Source organism: Pseudarthrobacter sp. GA104, assembly GCF_009741265.1.
Taxonomy (GTDB): domain Bacteria; phylum Actinomycetota; class Actinomycetes; order Actinomycetales; family Micrococcaceae; genus Arthrobacter.
Map to the genome: position 1 here is coordinate 2,485,835 of NZ_WOWL01000001.1, position 16,286 is coordinate 2,502,120.

Genomic DNA, 16,286 nt, shown 5'->3' on the forward strand with positions numbered 1-16,286 from the left:
GGCCCGGCGGGTGCTGGCGGCCCCCCTGAAAACATGGAGCGGCTGACGGGAATCGAACCCGCGTATCAAGCTTGGGAAGCTAGCGCTCTACCATTGAGCTACAGCCGCAATGCCCCGCCGAGGAGGGGCAGAACATAGCTTAGCGCAGATGTGTGCCTGCCCTGCCCATTCGAGGCGCCGGGCGCCGTGTCCTGGCCGGCCCGCGCGTCATCCAGTAACTCTTGAATAACGTCCGCGGCCGTGGCTAGGTGGGCACGCGGAGCGCTGGCTAACCTGAACCGGGTAGCTGCGGTGCCGGGGGGCGCAGCTGCTGCGGCCAGCCGACGTCCACACAGAAAGATCCCCATGGCATTTGCGGAGCATGAGGTCCTGATCAGTCGTGACGCCATGGCCGTATACCTGTACCTGCTGGATGCCACCAATCTTCCGCTCTGGTGCGACTCGGTCCGCAGCGTCACGCTGCTGCAGGGCGCTTCCGCCGCCAAGGGCGCGGTCTACCGGAAGATGGTGGCCGGGCGGTCCGGACTGAGCATTCCAGCGGAACTGGAAATTACCACGGCCCGGCCCGGCGCGGAGATCGAGTTCCAGGTCGTCTCCGGACCTGCGCACCGTTCGGGCGGGTATTACCTCAGTACGGAATCCGGGGGAACGCGTGTCCGGTTTGCCCTGGAAGCCCGGGCGAAGGAGGCCATCGGGTTCCTGAACCGGCCCGGTTTCCTGAACAAGCTCGGCTTTACCAGCAGGATGTTCCAACGGAACCTCCGTTCCGAAGTGGCCCAGCTGGAACGCCTCAAGGACGTCCTGGAGCTCCAGCCGGCCATCTAGTGCCTACTGCGCCAGCCGCTGCCCGGTCCAAGGTCCTGGAATGTTCGACGGCGCCGCCAGGCTTCCCGAGGTCAGGTCCCAGTACTGGACAACATCGGTTGCCCGCCGCAGCGCCAGCCCCGTGGAGTTCAGTCCGGTGACGTCCCTCAGAGCCCTGATGCCTGTTACGTCTCCCCAGCCGGTGGCGACCGTAGGCCTTGTTTCGGCGCGCAGCGCGGGGGTGCCCCAGCCGCGGTGGAGCTGGACCGATCCGTCGGCCCGCAGCGCGAGGACATCCTGGAACCCGTCGGCGTCGTAGTCCACCATGGACAGCTTCCGGGCAGCGCCGACAGAGCCTACGAACGCACGCTCTGAAAGGTCGCCCAGGCCCTTGTTCGGGTACAGGAAGAGACTCCCGGCTCCGTCCAGCGCAAGCAGCTGCGGCATCCGGTTGTTGGCGCACCAGCCACCCACGGCAAGGGTGAGGGGCTCCCATCCCCCTCTCCCGAGGGTGGCAGCGGCCTGGAACCCGCCTGTGGCGATGCCCCGGTGCAGGGTCAGGGTGCCGTCGGTCCACTGGGTCAGGAGATCGTAGGCACCATCCCGGTCCCAGTCGGTCACGAACACCTCCTTGGCGCCCGTGAAGCCTGAACCGATGACCCTGGCGGCGGCATAGGTGCGCGCGCCGGTGGCAGCGCGGGCAAGGAGCTGTCCGGCGGAATCGACGGTCACGAGGTCACCCGGCCCCTTGACCGCTGCGGCTGAGAGGTCCAGCGTGGGCGGCATATGTTTGACGGGTGCGTCGCACACGCTGGCTGCCGCCGGTGGGAAGGCGTTGCCGGACCCGGCACCGCCGGGAGCATCGAGGGTGCCGGCTGGAAGAGTGGTATAGCCGAAGAAGTTCACCACTCCCCAGATCTGGTACGTGCGGTCCGTGTACGAGATGCCGGCGCCCATGACGTTGAAGCGCGGATCGAGCAGCATGGCGTTATGGCCGGCGGAGCTCTTCCACCATTCCACGAGCAGCGCGGCATCGCGGTCAGTTCGGATAGCGATGACCTCGCCGGCGCCGTTGGTCGGACTGAGGGCACGCGGATCGGTCCAGAAACTGGCGCGGTGCTCAATTACCTCGCGGGACGCGATGCTGTCCGACCACTCCTGCGCCAGCCCGGCCACCGTTGGGTGGTATTTCACCGGATTAAGGCCCTTGGACGCCCGGTACTCATTGATTTTGGTGAAGACTGTGAGAATCGCTGCGGCATTGCTGTCCGGAACCAGGGCCTCCGTCGAAGGCAGTGCGGTGGCCGACTCGGGAGCCGCCAAGCGGGAGGGCGCCGGTGAGGCCAGTTCTTCATCCGGGGCCCAGAGCGGCGGAATCCAGGGGACCTCGGGGGCCGGTTCCGCAGTGGCCGTACTCGGCGCCGGTGCCGCCTGCACGCCAGGTGACGGCGCAGCGGGTGCAGGCTCCGGTGCCACTGCGACGGCAGCGCCCGCGGGCGACGCCGGACGGATGCCAGGTTCCACGGCGGGGGTGAGCCCCGACGCAGCCGGGCTTTCGCCCGCGGAGGTACCGCCGTCGTCGTTCACGGTGGCCGTGGCCAGGACGACGCTGGACGGACCCGCCGCTCCCGTTGTCACCCCAGGCGACAGCGGCAGGGGAGGCGTGCCGGCCGACGAGGAGACCAGCGCCAAAGCGCAGAGCGCGCCAATGAAGGCGGGCGCCACCAATTTATTCACAACAACCCCAGCTCTGTTGGGCCATCCGGGAGACCATCCGGCGCCTGAATCACTGAGGCAACATTAGCCCCAGCAGACGCCAGCAACAACGAAAGAATGCGGTTGTGGATAACAGGTACTGATAGGCCATGCGGTAATTTGGGACGGTGCTGATCTCTGACCGCGACATTCGTGCCGAAATAGACTCCCAGCGGATCGTGCTTGAGCCGTACGAACCGGCGATGGTCCAGCCGTCCTCCGTGGACGTGAGGATCGACAAATTCTTCCGCCTGTTCGATAACCACAAGTACGCACACATCGACCCGGCGGAGGAACAGCCGGAGCTCACCCGCCTGGTGGAGGTGGAACAGAACGAGCCGTTCATCCTGCATCCGGGCGAGTTCGTGCTGGGTTCCACCTATGAAACCGTCACGCTGCCGGACGACATCGCCGCCCGGCTGGAGGGCAAGTCCTCCCTGGGCCGGCTGGGGCTGCTGACACACTCCACCGCGGGCTTCATCGACCCCGGTTTTTCGGGCCACGTCACCCTGGAGCTTTCCAACATGGCCACGCTGCCTATCAAGCTGTGGCCCGGCATGAAGATCGGCCAGCTGTGCTTCTTCCGGCTGTCCTCCGCGGCGGAGCACCCCTACGGATCGGGCGAGTACGGCAACCGCTACCAGGGCCAGCGCGGCCCCACGGCGAGCCGCAGCCACCTGAACTTCCACCGCACGTCGATCTAGGCGCGCGCGGTTGGCATCAGGCCCGCGTTCCTAGGCTTTGGCGGCCACGCTCCGGGGCCGCAGCAATGGCCTCACCAGCGGCTCAACATAGCGGGCAGCCAGCGGACCGATGACGGCCATGAGCAGGACGTACGCAGTGGCAAGGGCTGCCAGTTCATCCGAAACCGCTCCTGACGCCACTGCCAGGCCGGCGATGACGATGGAGAACTCGCCGCGCGCAACGAGCGTGGCGCCGGCGCGAAACCGTCCGGGCCTGGCGATCCCTGCGCGCTTGGCCGCCCAGATCCCGGTGGCCATCTTGGTGGCCGCTGTGATGACAGCCAGCACCAGTGCCCAGCCGAGCACCGGCGGGATGGATGAAGGATCGGTGTTGAGCCCGAAAGCCACGAAGAAGATGGCGGCGAAGAGGTCCCGGAGCGGTTCCAGGATGCGGGTGGCGTTGTGGGCCGTTGCCCCTGAGATGGCGATGCCGAGCATGAAGGCACCCACCGCCGCGGAAACCTGCATGGCGGAGGCCAGGCCGGCCACCAGCAGGGCGGCGCCCAGCACGTTCAGGAGGAACACTTCCGAGTTCTCGCTATGGACGGCCTTGGACACGTGATGCCCGTGGCGCAGGGCCACCATCAGCACCACGCTCACAACGGCAAGGGCAATGCCCACGGTGGTGAGGCCGCCGAGGAAGCTGACCCCGGCAAGGATGGTGGTGAGGACCGGAAGATAGACGGCCATGGCCAGGTCCTCGAACACCAGGATGGACAGGACCACCGGCGTTTCCCGGTTGCCCAGCCGGCCCAGGTCCGTGATGACCTTGGCCGCGATCCCCGATGAGGAGATGTAGGTGACCCCGCCCATCACCATGGCGCCGACGCCGCCCCAGCCCAGCAGGTAGGCAAGGGCCGCGCCGGGCAGGAAGTTCAGGACCAGGTCCAGGACACCGGCCTGCCAGGACCGACGCAGGCCAGTAAACAGCTCCGCTGCCGTATATTCCAGTCCGAGCATAAGAAGCAGCAGGATCACGCCGATTTCCCCGGAGAGATGCGCGAACTCCTGCATCCCCTCCAGCTTGACGATGCCGCCGGCGCCGAAGGCCAGCCCGCCCAGGAGGTAGAGCGGGATGGGTGACATTCCGATCCGTCCGGCCAGCCTGGCCAGGAGGCCGAGGCAGAACACAACGGCCCCCAGTTCAACGAGGGTCAGGGCCAGCGGATCCACGGCGTTTATCCGTGACGCAGGATATCGGCTGCCGCGTCGAGGCCTTCCTGGGTGCCCACCGCCACCAGCAGGTCGCCTGTGTGAAGGACGACGTCGGGTCCCGGCGAGGGGAGCACCTCGCCTTCGCGCATGATGGCCACGATGGAGACGCCGCACCTGGTGCGGATGCAGGCCTTGCCCATGGGCTGGTTCTGGAACGGGGAGTCCGGGGCGATGGAGAACTGGCGGGTCACAATTCCCGGAACGTCCTTGTGCTCTTCCGTCAGTTTCATGGCCAGGTGCTGCCCGCCGAGGAGATTGCCCAGGGTTGCGGCCTCCTCGCTGGTAAGGGGTATGGATGCCTGGCAGGTATCGGGATCATCCCAGGTGGAAACAATCAGTTCCGTCTGGCCCTCACGCAGCTCCACCACGCCGATCCGGCGGCCGGAGGCCGTCATGAAATCCTTGCGCCGGCCCAGGCCGGGAAGGTTCGTTTCGTCCACGTTCATGCTTCCAGCCTAGTCTGCCAAGGCCCTGTTGGCGTGGGGGCGGCCACGGGTCCGGGAGGTACCGCAGGACCAGCCGGCATCCCGTGAATCCGCCGCGCCTAGGCGGCCGGAACCACCGCGATGGGGGCCTTGTCCGGAGACTTCACCGGCAGCAGGACCAGCAGCCCGGCCAGGAGCACCACCATGATGCCCAGGATGCCCCAGCGCTGCGCCTCGCCCGGGGCCACGAAGGGAGTGGCCAGGGCGATGCTCAGGGTGAAGAGCGCCGGCGCCAGGAAGCTGACGGCGCGGCCGGTGGTGGCGTAGAGGCCAAAGAGCTCGCCGGATTCCCCATGCGGGGCAAGCCGGGCAAGGTAGGCCCGTGATGAGGACTGGGCGGGCCCCACGAACAGGCAAAGGAAGAGCCCGAACACCCAGAAGGTGGTGCTGCCGGCCCAGGCCATGCCCAGGAACACGTAGTCGCCGTTGCCGAGCACCAGGATGACGGTGCCGGCAACCAGGAGGCCCGCCAGCGATCCGATGATCACCCGCTTCGGGCCGATCCGGTCGTCCAGGAACCCGCCGATGACCGCGCCCACAGCCGCCACCACATTCCCGAAGATGGCGAAGAAGATCACCTGGGACAGCTCAAAGCCGAAGGTGCCCGCGGCGATGATCCCGCCGAAGGTGAAGACGGCGGCCAGCCCGTCGCGGAACACGGCGCTGGCCAGCAGGAAGTAGATGGTGTGCGGGCTGGTGGCGTAGATCGCCTTGATCCGCCGGACCAGCAGCCCATAGCTGGCCAGGAAGCCGAGCCGCCGTGCCTGGGCAGCGCGGGGGAGTTCGGGAACGGCGAAGAGCACGGGAAGGGCGAAGATGAAGAACCAGAGCGCCGAAAAGACGGCCACCAGGCGGATGTTCAGGCTGTCCTGCGTGGACGCCCCGAACCAGTCAAAGCGGGGCTGGACGAACAGCTGGAGCACGATCAGCAGGGCCACGATGCCGCCAAGGTAGCCCGCGCCCCAGCCGAGGCCGCTGACCTTGCCGATGTTCCGCGGCGTGGAGATCTGCGCGAGCATGGCGTTGTAGTTGACGCCGGCGAACTCGAAGAACACGTTGCCCAGCGCAATGAGGGTCACGCCCAACAGCAGGAATTCCGGCTGCGGGAACACGAAGAAACACAGCGCCGTAAGGATGGCGACGGCGGCCGTGTTGACTCCCAGCCACAGCTTGCGCCGGCCGCCGGCGTCAGAGCGCTGGCCCGTGACCGGTGCCAGCAGGGCAATGGCCAGGCCTGCGACTGCCAGTGCAGCTCCAAGGACCGCCGAGGCCCGGTCTTCGCCGCCGAAGGCGTTGGAGGTGAGGTAGACGGTGAAGACGAATGTGGTCATCACCGCGTTGAAGGCCGCTGATCCCCAGTCCCAGGACGCCCACGCCAGGATGCGGCCCTTGCTGGTGGCCTGGGTCCCGGATTCAAGTTCCGAGGACGACTGCGTTGCCCCGGGAGCGCTGGCGCTGTTCATAGGATGCATCGTATCCGCCTGCGGCGAACAGGACGCGGAGCGAACCCCGGGACGCCGGTGTCGGCGGGCGGCCCGCCGGCAAAGACGGGGAAGGCGGCACCGCGGCCTTGATAAACTGAACCTTCCCGGACCCAACGAATGAACCGCCTGCTCCAACTTTTGACAATCGAATCCCTGACGTTGCGGAGATACCAGTGATCACAGTCCTTGCCGTGCACTTTTCGGTGGCTGTCCTCGCGCCACTCCTGTTCAGGGCCTGGGGCCGCAACGCGTTCTACGCACTGGCCGCCGCTCCCGCGGCCTCCTTCGGTTGGCTGCTGCTGCAGCACGGTCCTATCTATTCCGGAACAGGATCCGTCAGCGAAGCAGTCCCCTGGATCCCCGGACTCAAGCTTGAGCTTGCCTTCCGGATGGACGCACTGGCCTGGGTCATGTCGCTGCTGGTGCTGGGTGTGGGTTCCCTTGTCCTGGTCTATTGCGCCCGGTATTTCAAGAAGAAGGACCAGGACCTTGGCGCTTTCGGTGCGCAGCTCCTGGCCTTTGCCGGCGCCATGTTCGGGCTGGTGGTTGCCGATGACCTGCTGCTGCTGTTCATCTTCTGGGAACTCACCACCATCCTGTCCTACCTCCTGATCGGATTCGCGCGGACCAGGCTGGCCGCACGGCGGTCCGCCCTGCAGGCGCTGATCGTCACCACGGCCGGCGGGCTTGCCATGCTGGTGGGCCTCATCATGCTGGGCCACGCGGCCGGAACCTACCGCATCTCCGGCATCTTGGACCAGGCGCCCGCCCTCGCCGGCGGAGACTCCGGCTCGCTGGTGACCGCCGCCGTCGTGCTCATCCTGGTGGGCGCCATCACCAAATCCGCGCTTGTCCCCTTCCACTTCTGGCTTCCCGGCGCCATGGCGGCGCCAACTCCTGTCAGCGCCTACCTGCACGCCGCGGCGATGGTCAAAGCCGGCGTCTACCTGGTGGCCCGGCTCGCTCCGGGCTTTTCCGAGACGGCTTACTGGCAGCCCTTGGTGCTGGGACTTGGCCTGGCCACCATGCTGGTGGGCGGCTACCGGGCGCTGCGGCAGAGCGATATCAAGCTCATCCTTGCCCACGGCACCGTCAGCCAGCTGGGTTTCCTCACCGTGGTGGTGGGCCTTGGCACGCCGGATGCCGCCCTGGCGGGCCTGGCGATGCTCCTTGCGCACGGCCTGTTCAAGGCCACCCTGTTCCTTGTGGTGGGCATCATCGACCACCAGTCGGGGACACGCGATGTCCGGAAGCTGTCCGGGGTGTTCCGGAGTTCCCGCGCGCTCGGGGTAGTCGCCGCCATTGGAGCCGCGTCCATGGCGGGGCTCCCGCTGCTGGCCGGCTTCGTGGCCAAGGAGTCGGTGCTCGAGGCTTTTGTCCACCATGCCAGCGACCCGGCTGCCGGGCCGTGGGGCATGGTGGTCCTTGCCGGCCTGGTCCTGGGCTCCATCCTCACTTTCGCCTACAGTGCGCGCTTCATGTGGGGGGCTTTCGCCGTCAAGCCAGGGGTGGAGCCCACGCCCTTCAAGGCCATCAGGCCGTCGTTCCTGGCCGCACCGGCCATCCTCAGCCTCCTGACCGTCGCCTATGGACTGTGGCCGGCCCCCGTAGATGCGTGGATCCAGCCGTACGCGGCCCTCTTTGCGTCCACCGCGGCCGACGCCGGATCAGCCGCCGGGCAGGCCGGCCACCTGGCGCTGTGGCACGGCTTCACTCCTGCGCTGGGCCTGACGGCCCTCACGTTCGCACTCGGCCTGGCGATGTACTTTGGCCGCAACGCGGTCTCGCGGGCGCAGGCCCTGGTACCGCCGTGGGTGGACGGGGACAAGGCTTACCAGAACACCATCGGTGCGCTGGATGACGTGGCGGTGTGGATCACCGGCCGCACGCAGCGCGGTTCGCTGTACTACTACCTGGCCGTCATTCTCAGCGTCGCGTTCGTGTTGCCCTTGTCCGCCATCCTGCTGGCCGGCAAGCCGTTGCCGGACGGAATCTACCTTGTGGACCCCGGTTCCCCGCTCCAGCTGGTGGTGGGCGCGGGCATCGTGATCGGCGCCCTGGCCGCAGTGAAAGCCAACAAACGGTTCCTGGCGGTCCTGATGGTGTCCGTGACCGGGTACGGCATTGCCCTGATGTTCGCGCTGCAGGGCGCCCCGGACCTGGCCCTGACGCAGATGCTCGTGGAAACCATCATCCTGGTGGCCTTCGTCCTGGCGATGCGCAGCCTGCCGGCCGAGCTCCGGGACCGCACCGGCGGCAAGTACAGGGTGGTGCGCGTAATCATCGGCCTGGGCTTTGGCGCCACCATGGTGTTCGCCGCGATCTACGCCATGGGCGCACGGATCGCCACCCCCGTCTCCCTGGAGTTCCCGCGCCTGGCCTACGAGGGCGGTGGCGGACTCAATATCGTCAACGTCACCCTCGTGGATATCCGTGCCTGGGACACGTTCGGTGAAATCACGGTCCTTGCGCTGGCGGCCACCGGCGTGGCGAGCCTCATCTTCGTCCGCGGCCGCGGCGACCGGATCCTGAAGTCCGCCACGGTTGCCGAGGGCACGGTGGGCCGCCACCGCGGCGTCGACCCCGGCACCCGGGACGCGGCAGCCCTGGCCGTCAGCCGGAAGTTCGCCGCGTCCGCGCGGGACGCGTGGATCGTTGCCGGCCGGACCCTGGCGCCGGAGCGCCGGTCCATCATCTTCGAGGTGGTCACCCGGCTGATCTTCCACTCCATGGTCATCTTCTCGCTCTACCTCCTGCTGGCCGGCCACAACCTGCCCGGCGGCGGATTCGCAGGCGGCCTCACGGCGGGCCTCGCCCTGACCATCCGGTACCTGGCCGGGGGACGGTTCGAGCTCCGCGAAGCCACACCGGTGAGTGCCGGCGCCCTGCTGGGGATCGGGCTCGCCGTGGCTGCGGCTTCGGGCGTGGTGCCGCTGCTGCTGGGCGGCCAGGTCTTCCAGACGGCCATCATCGAACTGTGGCTGCCGGTGTTCGGCGACATCAAGTTCGTCACCTCCACCATCTTTGACATCGGCGTCTACATCGTGGTGGTGGGCCTGGTCCTGGACGTCCTGCGCAGCCTCGGGGCCGAGATCGACGAACACTTTGAAGAGCGCTCCGCGGCTGCAGGCGGAACGCCGGCCGAAGGACAGGACTCCACCTTGGAGGCGCCGGCACCAGCTCCCGACTGGGAGCACGAGCCCGAAGGCTTGGCTCCCGAAACCACCGCAAGGGGCCAAGCATGAGTGTGAACCTGACCCTCCTGATCATCATGGGAGCCCTGTACGCCTGCGGCATCTACCTGATCCTGGAACGCAGCCTGACGCGTGTCCTGCTGGGGCTGATGCTCCTGGCCAATGCAACCAACCTCCTGATCCTGGCGACGGGAGGGTACGCGGGGCTCGCGCCGCTGTACTCAAAGGACATTGCGGCCGGGGACTACAGCGATCCACTTCCGCAGGCGCTGATCCTCACGTCCATCGTCATTTCCTTTGCCGTCACCGCCTTTATGCTCGGCATCATCTACCGCACCTGGGTCCTGGCCCGCCGGGATGAGATCCAGGCCGACATCGAGGACCTCCGGGTTGCGGAAACACCAAGCTTCGACGCCGAGGACGACGCCGAGGTCCCCGCAGAGACATCCGAGTTCCCGATGGCCACGGTCCTGGCCGGCGGCCGCGAAATACCCGCGGAGCAGGCAGCAGCGGAAGAAAAGCCCGGCTCGGAAAACATCACCCCCGGCCCGGAAGAAGGCGGAAAGTGAACCTCGCAAGCCTCGCGCCGCTCGCCGTCGTACTGCCCATCGTGGGCGCCGCCCTGACCTTCCTGCTGATCCGCCACTCACGGGCCCAGCGGGTGGTCAGCATCCTCCTGCTGTCCCTCACGCTCCTGCTCGAATGCCTCCTGCTGGCCTCCGTGTGGGACGGCGGCACGGCGGCGGTGAGCATCGGCGGCTGGCTGCCGCCGTGGGGCATTGTGATGGTGGTGGACCAGTTCTCGTCCCTGATGCTGGTGGTCTCCTCGGCGGTGAGCCTGGCCGTGCTGGTCTACGCCACCGGGCAGGGCATGGCCGACGGCGACCAGGACGCGCCCGTCTCGATCTTCCACCCCACGTACCTGATCCTGGTGGCCGGGGTGTCCAATGCGTTCCTTTCCGGCGACCTCTTCAACCTTTACGTCGGTTTCGAGATCCTGCTGACGGCAAGCTACGTGCTGATGACGCTGGGCGGCACGGGGCCCCGCATCCGGGCGGGCGTCACCTATGTGGTGGTGTCCGTGGTGTCGTCGGTGCTGTTCCTGATCTCGATCGCCATGGTCTACGGGGCCACCGGAACGGTCAACATGGCCGATCTTGCCATGAAGCTCGGTGAGCTGGACCAGGGCACCAGGACCCTCCTGCACGTGATGCTGCTGGTGGCGTTCGGCATCAAGGCGGCCGTGTTCCCGCTGTCGTTCTGGCTGCCCGACTCCTACCCCACCGCCCCGGCGCCGGTCACGGCCGTGTTCGCCGGCCTGCTCACCAAGGTTGGCGTCTATGCCATGGTGCGGACCGAGACGCTCCTCTTTCCCGGGGATTCCCTGAATACTCCCCTCATGGTGGCCGCCCTGCTGACCATGGTGGTGGGGATCCTGGGTGCCCTGGCGCAGAGCGACATCAAACGTCTGCTTTCCTTCACCCTGGTGAGCCACATCGGGTACATGGTGTTTGGCTTGGCGATGTCCTCCGCGGCAGGGCTGGGAGCCGCAGTCTTCTATGTGGCGCACCACATCACCATCCAGACCAGCCTCTTCCTGGTGACGGGGCTGATCGAACGCCGCGGCGGGAGCTCCTCGGTGGACCGGCTGGGCGGCCTCGCCAAGCTGTCCCCGCTGCTGGCACTGCTGTTCTTCATTCCCGCAATGAACCTGGCCGGAATTCCGCCGTTCTCCGGCTTCCTGGGGAAGGTGGGGCTCATGCAGGCCGGGATTGAACTGGGGACGCCGCTCGCGTACGTGCTGGTGATCGGCGGGGTGCTTACCAGCCTGCTGACCCTGCTTGCCGTAGCCAGGGTGTGGAACCGTGCGTTCTGGCGCCGGCCCTCGGACGCCGAGCACCCGGATCCGGTGCTGCTTGCCCCGGCCGCCGGGCGGGCCGACGGTCCTGGCGCCAAACGGAACACCGTCACCCTGCTTCCGCGCACCATGGTGGGCTCGACAGTGGGGCTGGTGGTCCTCGGCCTTGCCCTGACGGTTTTCGCGGGGCCGCTGTTCACGGTCTCGGACCAGGCTGCGCGCGACATGCTGGACCGGACCTCCTACATCCACGCTGTCCTGGGCGGAAACATCGACGTTCCGATGGTTGCCACGCCGGGAGGGGGAAAATGAGCCGCCGCCGTATTTCCCTCCGCCAGGAGCTGCCGCTCCTGGTCTGGCTGGTCATTGTGTGGGGTGCCCTGTGGCAGGACTTCAGCCCCGGCAACCTCCTGTTCGGGGCGTTGCTGGCCGTGGCGGTTGCGCGTCTGTTCTACCTTCCGCCGGTGGAACTCAGCGGCCGGTTCAACATCCTGTACGCCGTTCCCTTCGCGCTCGTCTTCCTGGCCAAGGTGGCGGCTGCCAGCGCGCAGCTCCTGTACCTCGCCATCGCCAAGGGGCCGAAGGTGACCAACGCCGTCGTCGCCGTCCCGCTCCGCAGCCGCCAGGACCTGATGGTCACGGCCACGGGGCACGTGATTTCCCTGATTCCGGGCTCGCTGGTGGTGGAGGTGGACCGCTCCACGTCCACCCTCTACCTGCATGCGCTCAACATCAGTTCCCCGCAGGAAGTCGAAAACCTGAAAAACGAGGTGCGGTCCATCGAGGCGGGGCTGATCAGGATCATGGGCACCAAGGAAGAACTCGAAACCGTGCGAATGGAGGCCGGCGCATGATGCAGACCGTCCTGGCTATTACTGCCGTAATTTTCTCGGTGGCCGCCGCCGGTGCCATCATCAGGATCTCCCGGGGGCCTTCACTGCTGGACCGGGTGCTGGCCACGGACGTCCTGTTGGCCATCCTGGGCGGTGCCCTGTGCGTGGACATGGCCGTCAACAGGCACCTGAACAACCTGATGCTGGTGGTGGCCATTTCCATCATCGGCTTTATCGGGTCCGTGACGGTGGCAAGGTTCGTGGCGGACCGGAGGGAGCAGCCCAATGAGTCCTGATTCCACTGGCCTGGACGCCTGGGTGGATGTGCTGTCCGCCGTGTTCATGATCGTCGGGGCCATCATGTCCCTCGGCGCGGCCATCGGCTTGCTGCGGTTCCCCGACCTGCTCAGCCGCATGCATGCCGCCACCAAGCCGCAGGTGCTGGGGCTGTTCCTGCTCCTGGCGTCCATCGGCCTGCAGCTGCGCACCTGGTGGGTGTGGCCTGTGCTGTTGGTGGCGTGGATTTTCCAGCTGCTCACCGTGCCCGTTTCGGCACACATGGTGGGCCGGGCCGGCTACCGCACCAAGCACCTGCACCGCGAGCTCCTCACCTCCGATGAGCTCGAGGCCGTGGTGCAGAAAGCCGCCGCCAAAGCCGCCCGTGAGGACGGTTCCAGCGACGGCTGAACACCGTTCGGCGTGCTGCTAGACGATGTCCTGGCTCTTGGCGAACCGGGTGATGGCGCGCTGGGTGCCACGGTTGGCCAAGACCTGGATGATGGTGCTCACCGAGGCAGAGATCAGGGCGAACGTCAGCGCCGAGTGAAGGCTCGTGGGGACGTCCTCGTGCTTGCCGGTGGGGGGCTTCCGGCCGGTGGTCTTTTCCCAGATGGCGTTGACGAGCTTCGTGCCGACAAAGCCTGCGCCGAGGCTCACGCCAGTGCCGAGCAGCTTGATGAAGAGGTTCATTCCTAGTACTCCTTGCGGGCGGAAAACGGGCTGTCCCTAGCCTAACCGGCGATGGCGGCCGGCCGGTGCAGGCCTTGCTCAGGTTGCCGGAGGTTCCGTCCGGAACTTGATCATCTTGTGCGTCCCATCGCAATAGGGCTTGATGGCTGACGCCCCGCAGCGGCACAGTGCCACGGTTTTCCGTTCACGGGGCAACGGTTCGCCGGAGGGCGTGACGATCTCGAAGTCGCCGCGCACGATCAGCGGACCGTCGGGGCACACCACGATGGAGCTATCGGCGGGTTCCTGGTTCATTCTTGCTCCTGCTTAGGTAGCCGGGGTGACGGACGACGGCGGGGGACTGGCGCCGCTCATGCTGCCGCCGGGACTGCCGCCCTTAGTGACGTCCCGCCGTTCTCCCAGGACTGCAGGAGATGGGCAGACAGCCTGCCGTCCACCGCCATGGCTGCCGTGGCACCAAACAATACGTCTCCAAGAAGTCCTGGTTCGGCCTCGACAAGGCCGCCGGCCAGGTCGCGGCCGGCGATCTGCTCGTGGACGGCGTCTGCTTCCACGTGTTCATCGAAATAGTGGGTGACGGCGGCATCGAATCCATGCCGCCGGAAACCGCTCCCGTATAAGCGGTTGGGCTGGGAGGAGGTCATCTCATAGATGGCAAGGTGCCCGGTGATGGCACCCCGCAGCCGGCGGTTCAGCGCGAACAGGGACATCAGGTTCACTGCGGCGAGGGAGACGGCCGGGACGGAATCGGCGTAGGCGCCGTATTCGTCCGCCATTCCCAGGCCTCGCAGGGTGCGGGCGAAAAGTGCGCTGTGCATCCGTTCGGGACGTCCGCCGCCGTACTCATCCGCCTGGATTTCCACCAGCGCGGCCTTGGGGCGCCCGGCCAGCCGGGGAATGGCAAAGGTATGGGGATCCGCCTCCTTCAGCTGGTAGATGGACTTATGGATCAGGAATTCCTTGAGCTGGTCCAGGCTGGCCTTCTTTGCCACGTACCGTGAGAGGCTGGGGCCGGTGTCGCGGGCTGCGAGGCTGAACAGGACATCGGCCACGGCATCGCTGGTGGGACGCGAGGCCGCGGGAAGCTCCAGTTCGCCGGCTGCTTCCCGGGCGGCCAGCCTGAGCGCTGACTCGAACGGTTTTTCCAGCAGGTGGCGGACCTGGATCAGTCCCGGCGCCCATTCCCACTCATCGCTGACGCCTTCGAGTCCGCTGTAGTGGAGCTCGTAGAGGCAGAAGAGCGTCAGCTGGAGATCGTCGTCGCCAATGATGTCCGGGGTGGCAGCCAACTGGCCGGTGACCGCCCGGTGCAGCGCCGCTGTTCCGTCGTCCAGGGTTCGGTCATCGGCGGTGCGGCCGCAGGGGCGGGTGCCAAGGGTGCCGGGCGCCTCCGTGAGAAGGGCGAACAAGGCGGTGCTGGCAGGACCGCGCGCTTCAGGGATTTTCATAGTGCTCCTTCAGGTGCGGCGTTGGTGCCGGTTCCGTGACGTCGTCGCTGAGGCTTCCTGACCGGTTGCCGCTGTTGCCGCTGTCGCCGCTGTTGCTGCCGTCGCTGCCGGCAACGCCTGCGGGAACGGCGGGGCCTCGGGCGGCCAGGATGATGGCCAGCGCAATCATGGCCAGGCCGAGGGCCAGGTGCAGCCAGTCGTCTGCGTTGTTCGCGGGGAGGAAATTGGCAGGCGTGGTGTCGCCCGCAAGGAAGCCGTACAACCACAGGAGCAGGTAGGTTACGCCCCCGTAGATGAGGAAGTTCCTGGCCTGGGGATGCGTCCGCGCCATCAGGACCCCTGCAATCCCGAAGAGCAGGTGGAGCGCGTTAAGGAGAATGGACACTTGGAAGACGCTCAATAGCAGCGCCCCTGAACCAGGTCCGGCAAAGCCCAACGAGCCATAGTTGGAGGTAACGCCCGGGATGAAGCCCAGGACGCCGAAAAGGACGAAGACTATTCCCGTTCCGAGGGCGGCCTTTTGCAGGCGTGTTCGTGGGCCCGCCAGGCGGGTGCTTGCTGCCATGTCCTGTTCTCCTCAAAACCCGGAAGACAACATAGTAAGCATGATTACTAATAAATGCTAAGCAGCCTTTGTATTTCTGCTGCCGGTGGACGTGCGTGCAGTGTGGGTCAGTCCGCCAGCTTTGGCATCAGTCCGCCCCCGCGGAGTGGAGCATTTCGCGCAGGGCTTCGACCACCAGGTCGTGATCCTGCACTTGGGGAAGCCCTGAAACCGTGACGGTGGCCACGGCGCCCACTCCGGTGACGTACAGCGGGAAGGAGCCGCCGTGCGCCGCGTACCGGCCCTGGTCGAACCATCCCTGGTCCTCGATCCGGCCGCCGCGAAGCCGGCCGCGCAATCCCACCAGCAGTGAGGGGACCTCATACCGTGCCGCCGTGCGCTGCTTCGCCCGGATCCAGTGATCGTTATCCGGCGTCGCACCGGGCAGCGCCGCATGGAACAGCACCTGCCCGCCCTTCGTGATGTCAATCGCGATGGGCAGCCCGCGCTCCTTGCCCAGCTCCACGAGGAGCAGTCCCAGGTTCAGGGAGTCGTCGAGGGAGAAGCCTGGAAACTGCAGTTCCCGGACTTCGCCTTCAATCCGGGCGATCAGTGCCGCCAGCGATCCCTCCGGCTGGATGGCATCGGAATCCGGGTCGAAGTCGGTCACATGCGGGGAATTGGCAGCCATGGCCCACAATCTACCCCCGCCGCGGTGTAAACTGGACAACGCCCAACAGGGTATTTCTGCAACGAATCATTTCAAGCAAAAGCAACATTCAACGACAGGGGAGCGCCGCCGTCGGGCATCACTGGCAATGCCAGGATCCGCAGGTGGGCGCTGAGAGTGCGGGCAGCCGCAGACCCTCGAACCTGATCCGGTTAGTACCGGCGCAAGGGAGTCGAGTTCTCGAAGTGCGCGCAGCGGCAGCAGTGCCGGCAGCAGCGTCCACT

At 66.7% G+C, this 16,286-nt stretch carries 17 protein-coding genes, 1 tRNA gene and 1 riboswitch; of the genes, 8 read left to right on the forward strand and 10 right to left on the reverse strand.

Annotated features, from left to right (window positions below; translation table 11 throughout):
* Positions 1-34 precede the first annotated feature (34 nt).
* A tRNA-Gly gene (locus GK109_RS11265) sits at positions 35-108 on the reverse strand.
* Between the two features lie 237 nt (positions 109-345).
* On the opposite strand from GK109_RS11265, the gene GK109_RS11270 reads away from it, so the two are divergent.
* Positions 346-825, forward strand: coding sequence for an SRPBCC family protein (locus GK109_RS11270; RefSeq protein ID WP_157240464.1), 480 nt, complete (start codon positions 346-348; stop codon positions 823-825).
* 3 nt (positions 826-828) lie between these two features.
* Here the strand turns inward: GK109_RS11270 and GK109_RS11275 are convergent, their stop codons facing one another.
* Entirely contained in the window at positions 829-2,541 is a 1,713-nt protein-coding gene (locus GK109_RS11275) for a CAP domain-containing protein (RefSeq protein WP_370460547.1), read from the reverse strand.
* A gap of 146 nt (positions 2,542-2,687) precedes the next feature.
* Here GK109_RS11275 and dcd point away from each other — a divergent pair, with 146 nt between their 5' ends.
* A complete protein-coding gene (gene dcd / locus GK109_RS11280) occupies positions 2,688-3,263 on the forward strand; it encodes a dCTP deaminase (RefSeq protein WP_321214672.1) in 576 nt (191 codons plus the stop codon).
* Positions 3,264-3,293: 30 nt separating this feature from the next.
* Here the strand turns inward: dcd and GK109_RS11285 are convergent, their stop codons facing one another.
* The 3 genes from GK109_RS11285 to GK109_RS11295 form a co-directional block, all read right to left on the reverse strand.
* Positions 3,294-4,475: a cation:proton antiporter gene (locus GK109_RS11285; protein ID WP_370460548.1), complete on the reverse strand. Its 1,182-nt coding sequence runs from the start codon at positions 4,473-4,475 to the stop codon at positions 3,294-3,296.
* A gap of 5 nt (positions 4,476-4,480) precedes the next feature.
* On the reverse strand, positions 4,481-4,963 hold the full coding sequence (locus GK109_RS11290; RefSeq protein ID WP_157240465.1) for a cation:proton antiporter regulatory subunit: 483 nt from the start codon (positions 4,961-4,963) through the stop codon (positions 4,481-4,483).
* Positions 4,964-5,061: 98 nt separating this feature from the next.
* Positions 5,062-6,465, reverse strand: a complete 1,404-nt coding sequence (locus GK109_RS11295; protein ID WP_157240467.1) for an MFS transporter — start codon at positions 6,463-6,465, stop codon at positions 5,062-5,064.
* A gap of 194 nt (positions 6,466-6,659) precedes the next feature.
* Here GK109_RS11295 and GK109_RS11300 point away from each other — a divergent pair, with 194 nt between their 5' ends.
* The 6 genes from GK109_RS11300 to mnhG are packed head-to-tail and all read left to right on the forward strand — an operon-like array spanning position 6,660 to position 13,058.
* Positions 6,660-9,731, forward strand: coding sequence for a Na+/H+ antiporter subunit A (locus GK109_RS11300; RefSeq protein WP_370460549.1), 3,072 nt, complete (start codon positions 6,660-6,662; stop codon positions 9,729-9,731).
* Positions 9,728-10,249 carry a Na(+)/H(+) antiporter subunit C gene (locus GK109_RS11305; RefSeq protein ID WP_157240469.1) on the forward strand — a complete coding sequence of 174 codons (522 nt, stop codon included), beginning with the start codon at positions 9,728-9,730 and terminating at the stop codon, positions 10,247-10,249. The genes GK109_RS11300 and GK109_RS11305 overlap by 4 nt, the downstream gene beginning before the upstream one ends.
* Positions 10,246-11,850 carry a Na+/H+ antiporter subunit D gene (locus GK109_RS11310; protein ID WP_323057558.1) on the forward strand — a complete coding sequence of 535 codons (1,605 nt, stop codon included), beginning with the start codon at positions 10,246-10,248 and terminating at the stop codon, positions 11,848-11,850. Before GK109_RS11305 ends, GK109_RS11310 begins: the two co-directional genes overlap by 4 nt.
* Positions 11,847-12,392 carry a Na+/H+ antiporter subunit E gene (locus GK109_RS11315; protein ID WP_157240470.1) on the forward strand — a complete coding sequence of 182 codons (546 nt, stop codon included), beginning with the start codon at positions 11,847-11,849 and terminating at the stop codon, positions 12,390-12,392. The genes GK109_RS11310 and GK109_RS11315 overlap by 4 nt, the downstream gene beginning before the upstream one ends.
* Positions 12,389-12,667: a monovalent cation/H+ antiporter complex subunit F gene (locus tag GK109_RS11320; protein ID WP_157240472.1), complete on the forward strand. Its 279-nt coding sequence runs from the start codon at positions 12,389-12,391 to the stop codon at positions 12,665-12,667. Before GK109_RS11315 ends, GK109_RS11320 begins: the two co-directional genes overlap by 4 nt.
* A complete protein-coding gene (gene mnhG, locus GK109_RS11325) occupies positions 12,657-13,058 on the forward strand; it encodes a monovalent cation/H(+) antiporter subunit G (RefSeq protein WP_157240474.1) in 402 nt (133 codons plus the stop codon). The genes GK109_RS11320 and mnhG overlap by 11 nt, the downstream gene beginning before the upstream one ends.
* Before the next feature lie 18 nt (positions 13,059-13,076).
* On the opposite strand, the gene GK109_RS11330 is transcribed toward mnhG, so the two are convergent.
* The 5 genes from GK109_RS11330 to GK109_RS11350 all read right to left on the reverse strand — a co-directional run bounded on the left by GK109_RS11330 (position 13,077) and on the right by GK109_RS11350 (position 16,023).
* On the reverse strand, positions 13,077-13,340 hold the full coding sequence (locus tag GK109_RS11330; RefSeq protein WP_104999338.1) for a DUF4235 domain-containing protein: 264 nt from the start codon (positions 13,338-13,340) through the stop codon (positions 13,077-13,079).
* Between the two features lie 78 nt (positions 13,341-13,418).
* On the reverse strand, positions 13,419-13,634 hold the full coding sequence (locus GK109_RS11335; RefSeq protein WP_157240476.1) for a CDGSH iron-sulfur domain-containing protein: 216 nt from the start codon (positions 13,632-13,634) through the stop codon (positions 13,419-13,421).
* Positions 13,635-13,690: 56 nt separating this feature from the next.
* Complete coding sequence (locus GK109_RS11340) at positions 13,691-14,788, reverse strand: iron-containing redox enzyme family protein (RefSeq protein WP_157240478.1); 1,098 nt, start codon at positions 14,786-14,788, stop codon at positions 13,691-13,693.
* Positions 14,775-15,353: a DUF4383 domain-containing protein gene (locus tag GK109_RS11345; RefSeq protein WP_157240480.1), complete on the reverse strand. Its 579-nt coding sequence runs from the start codon at positions 15,351-15,353 to the stop codon at positions 14,775-14,777. Before GK109_RS11345 ends, GK109_RS11340 begins: the two co-directional genes overlap by 14 nt.
* 127 nt (positions 15,354-15,480) lie before the next feature.
* Positions 15,481-16,023, reverse strand: a complete 543-nt coding sequence (locus GK109_RS11350) for a heme-degrading domain-containing protein (protein ID WP_157240482.1) — start codon at positions 16,021-16,023, stop codon at positions 15,481-15,483.
* An 86-nt stretch (positions 16,024-16,109) separates the two neighbouring features.
* Positions 16,110-16,250, forward strand: a riboswitch (TPP riboswitch).
* Positions 16,251-16,286: the final 36 nt, after the last annotated feature.

Excerpts from the sequence above, each read along its gene's own strand:
- GK109_RS11335 (WP_157240476.1), bottom strand. The coding sequence starts at position 13,634 with ATGAACCAGGAACCCGCCGATAGCTCCATCGTGGTGTGCCCCGACGGT.
- mnhG (WP_157240474.1), top strand. The coding sequence starts at position 12,657 with ATGAGTCCTGATTCCACTGGCCTGGACGCCTGGGTGGATGTGCTGTCC.
- GK109_RS11270 (WP_157240464.1), top strand. The coding sequence starts at position 346 with ATGGCATTTGCGGAGCATGAGGTCCTGATCAGTCGTGACGCCATGGCC.
- GK109_RS11290 (WP_157240465.1), bottom strand. The coding sequence starts at position 4,963 with ATGAACGTGGACGAAACGAACCTTCCCGGCCTGGGCCGGCGCAAGGAT.
- GK109_RS11345 (WP_157240480.1), bottom strand. The coding sequence starts at position 15,353 with ATGGCAGCAAGCACCCGCCTGGCGGGCCCACGAACACGCCTGCAAAAG.
- GK109_RS11315 (WP_157240470.1), top strand. The coding sequence starts at position 11,847 with ATGAGCCGCCGCCGTATTTCCCTCCGCCAGGAGCTGCCGCTCCTGGTC.
- GK109_RS11330 (WP_104999338.1), bottom strand. The coding sequence starts at position 13,340 with ATGAACCTCTTCATCAAGCTGCTCGGCACTGGCGTGAGCCTCGGCGCA.
- GK109_RS11295 (WP_157240467.1), bottom strand. The coding sequence starts at position 6,465 with ATGAACAGCGCCAGCGCTCCCGGGGCAACGCAGTCGTCCTCGGAACTT.
- GK109_RS11305 (WP_157240469.1), top strand. The coding sequence starts at position 9,728 with ATGAGTGTGAACCTGACCCTCCTGATCATCATGGGAGCCCTGTACGCC.
- GK109_RS11340 (WP_157240478.1), bottom strand. The coding sequence starts at position 14,788 with ATGAAAATCCCTGAAGCGCGCGGTCCTGCCAGCACCGCCTTGTTCGCC.
- GK109_RS11350 (WP_157240482.1), bottom strand. The coding sequence starts at position 16,023 with ATGGCTGCCAATTCCCCGCATGTGACCGACTTCGACCCGGATTCCGAT.
- GK109_RS11320 (WP_157240472.1), top strand. The coding sequence starts at position 12,389 with ATGATGCAGACCGTCCTGGCTATTACTGCCGTAATTTTCTCGGTGGCC.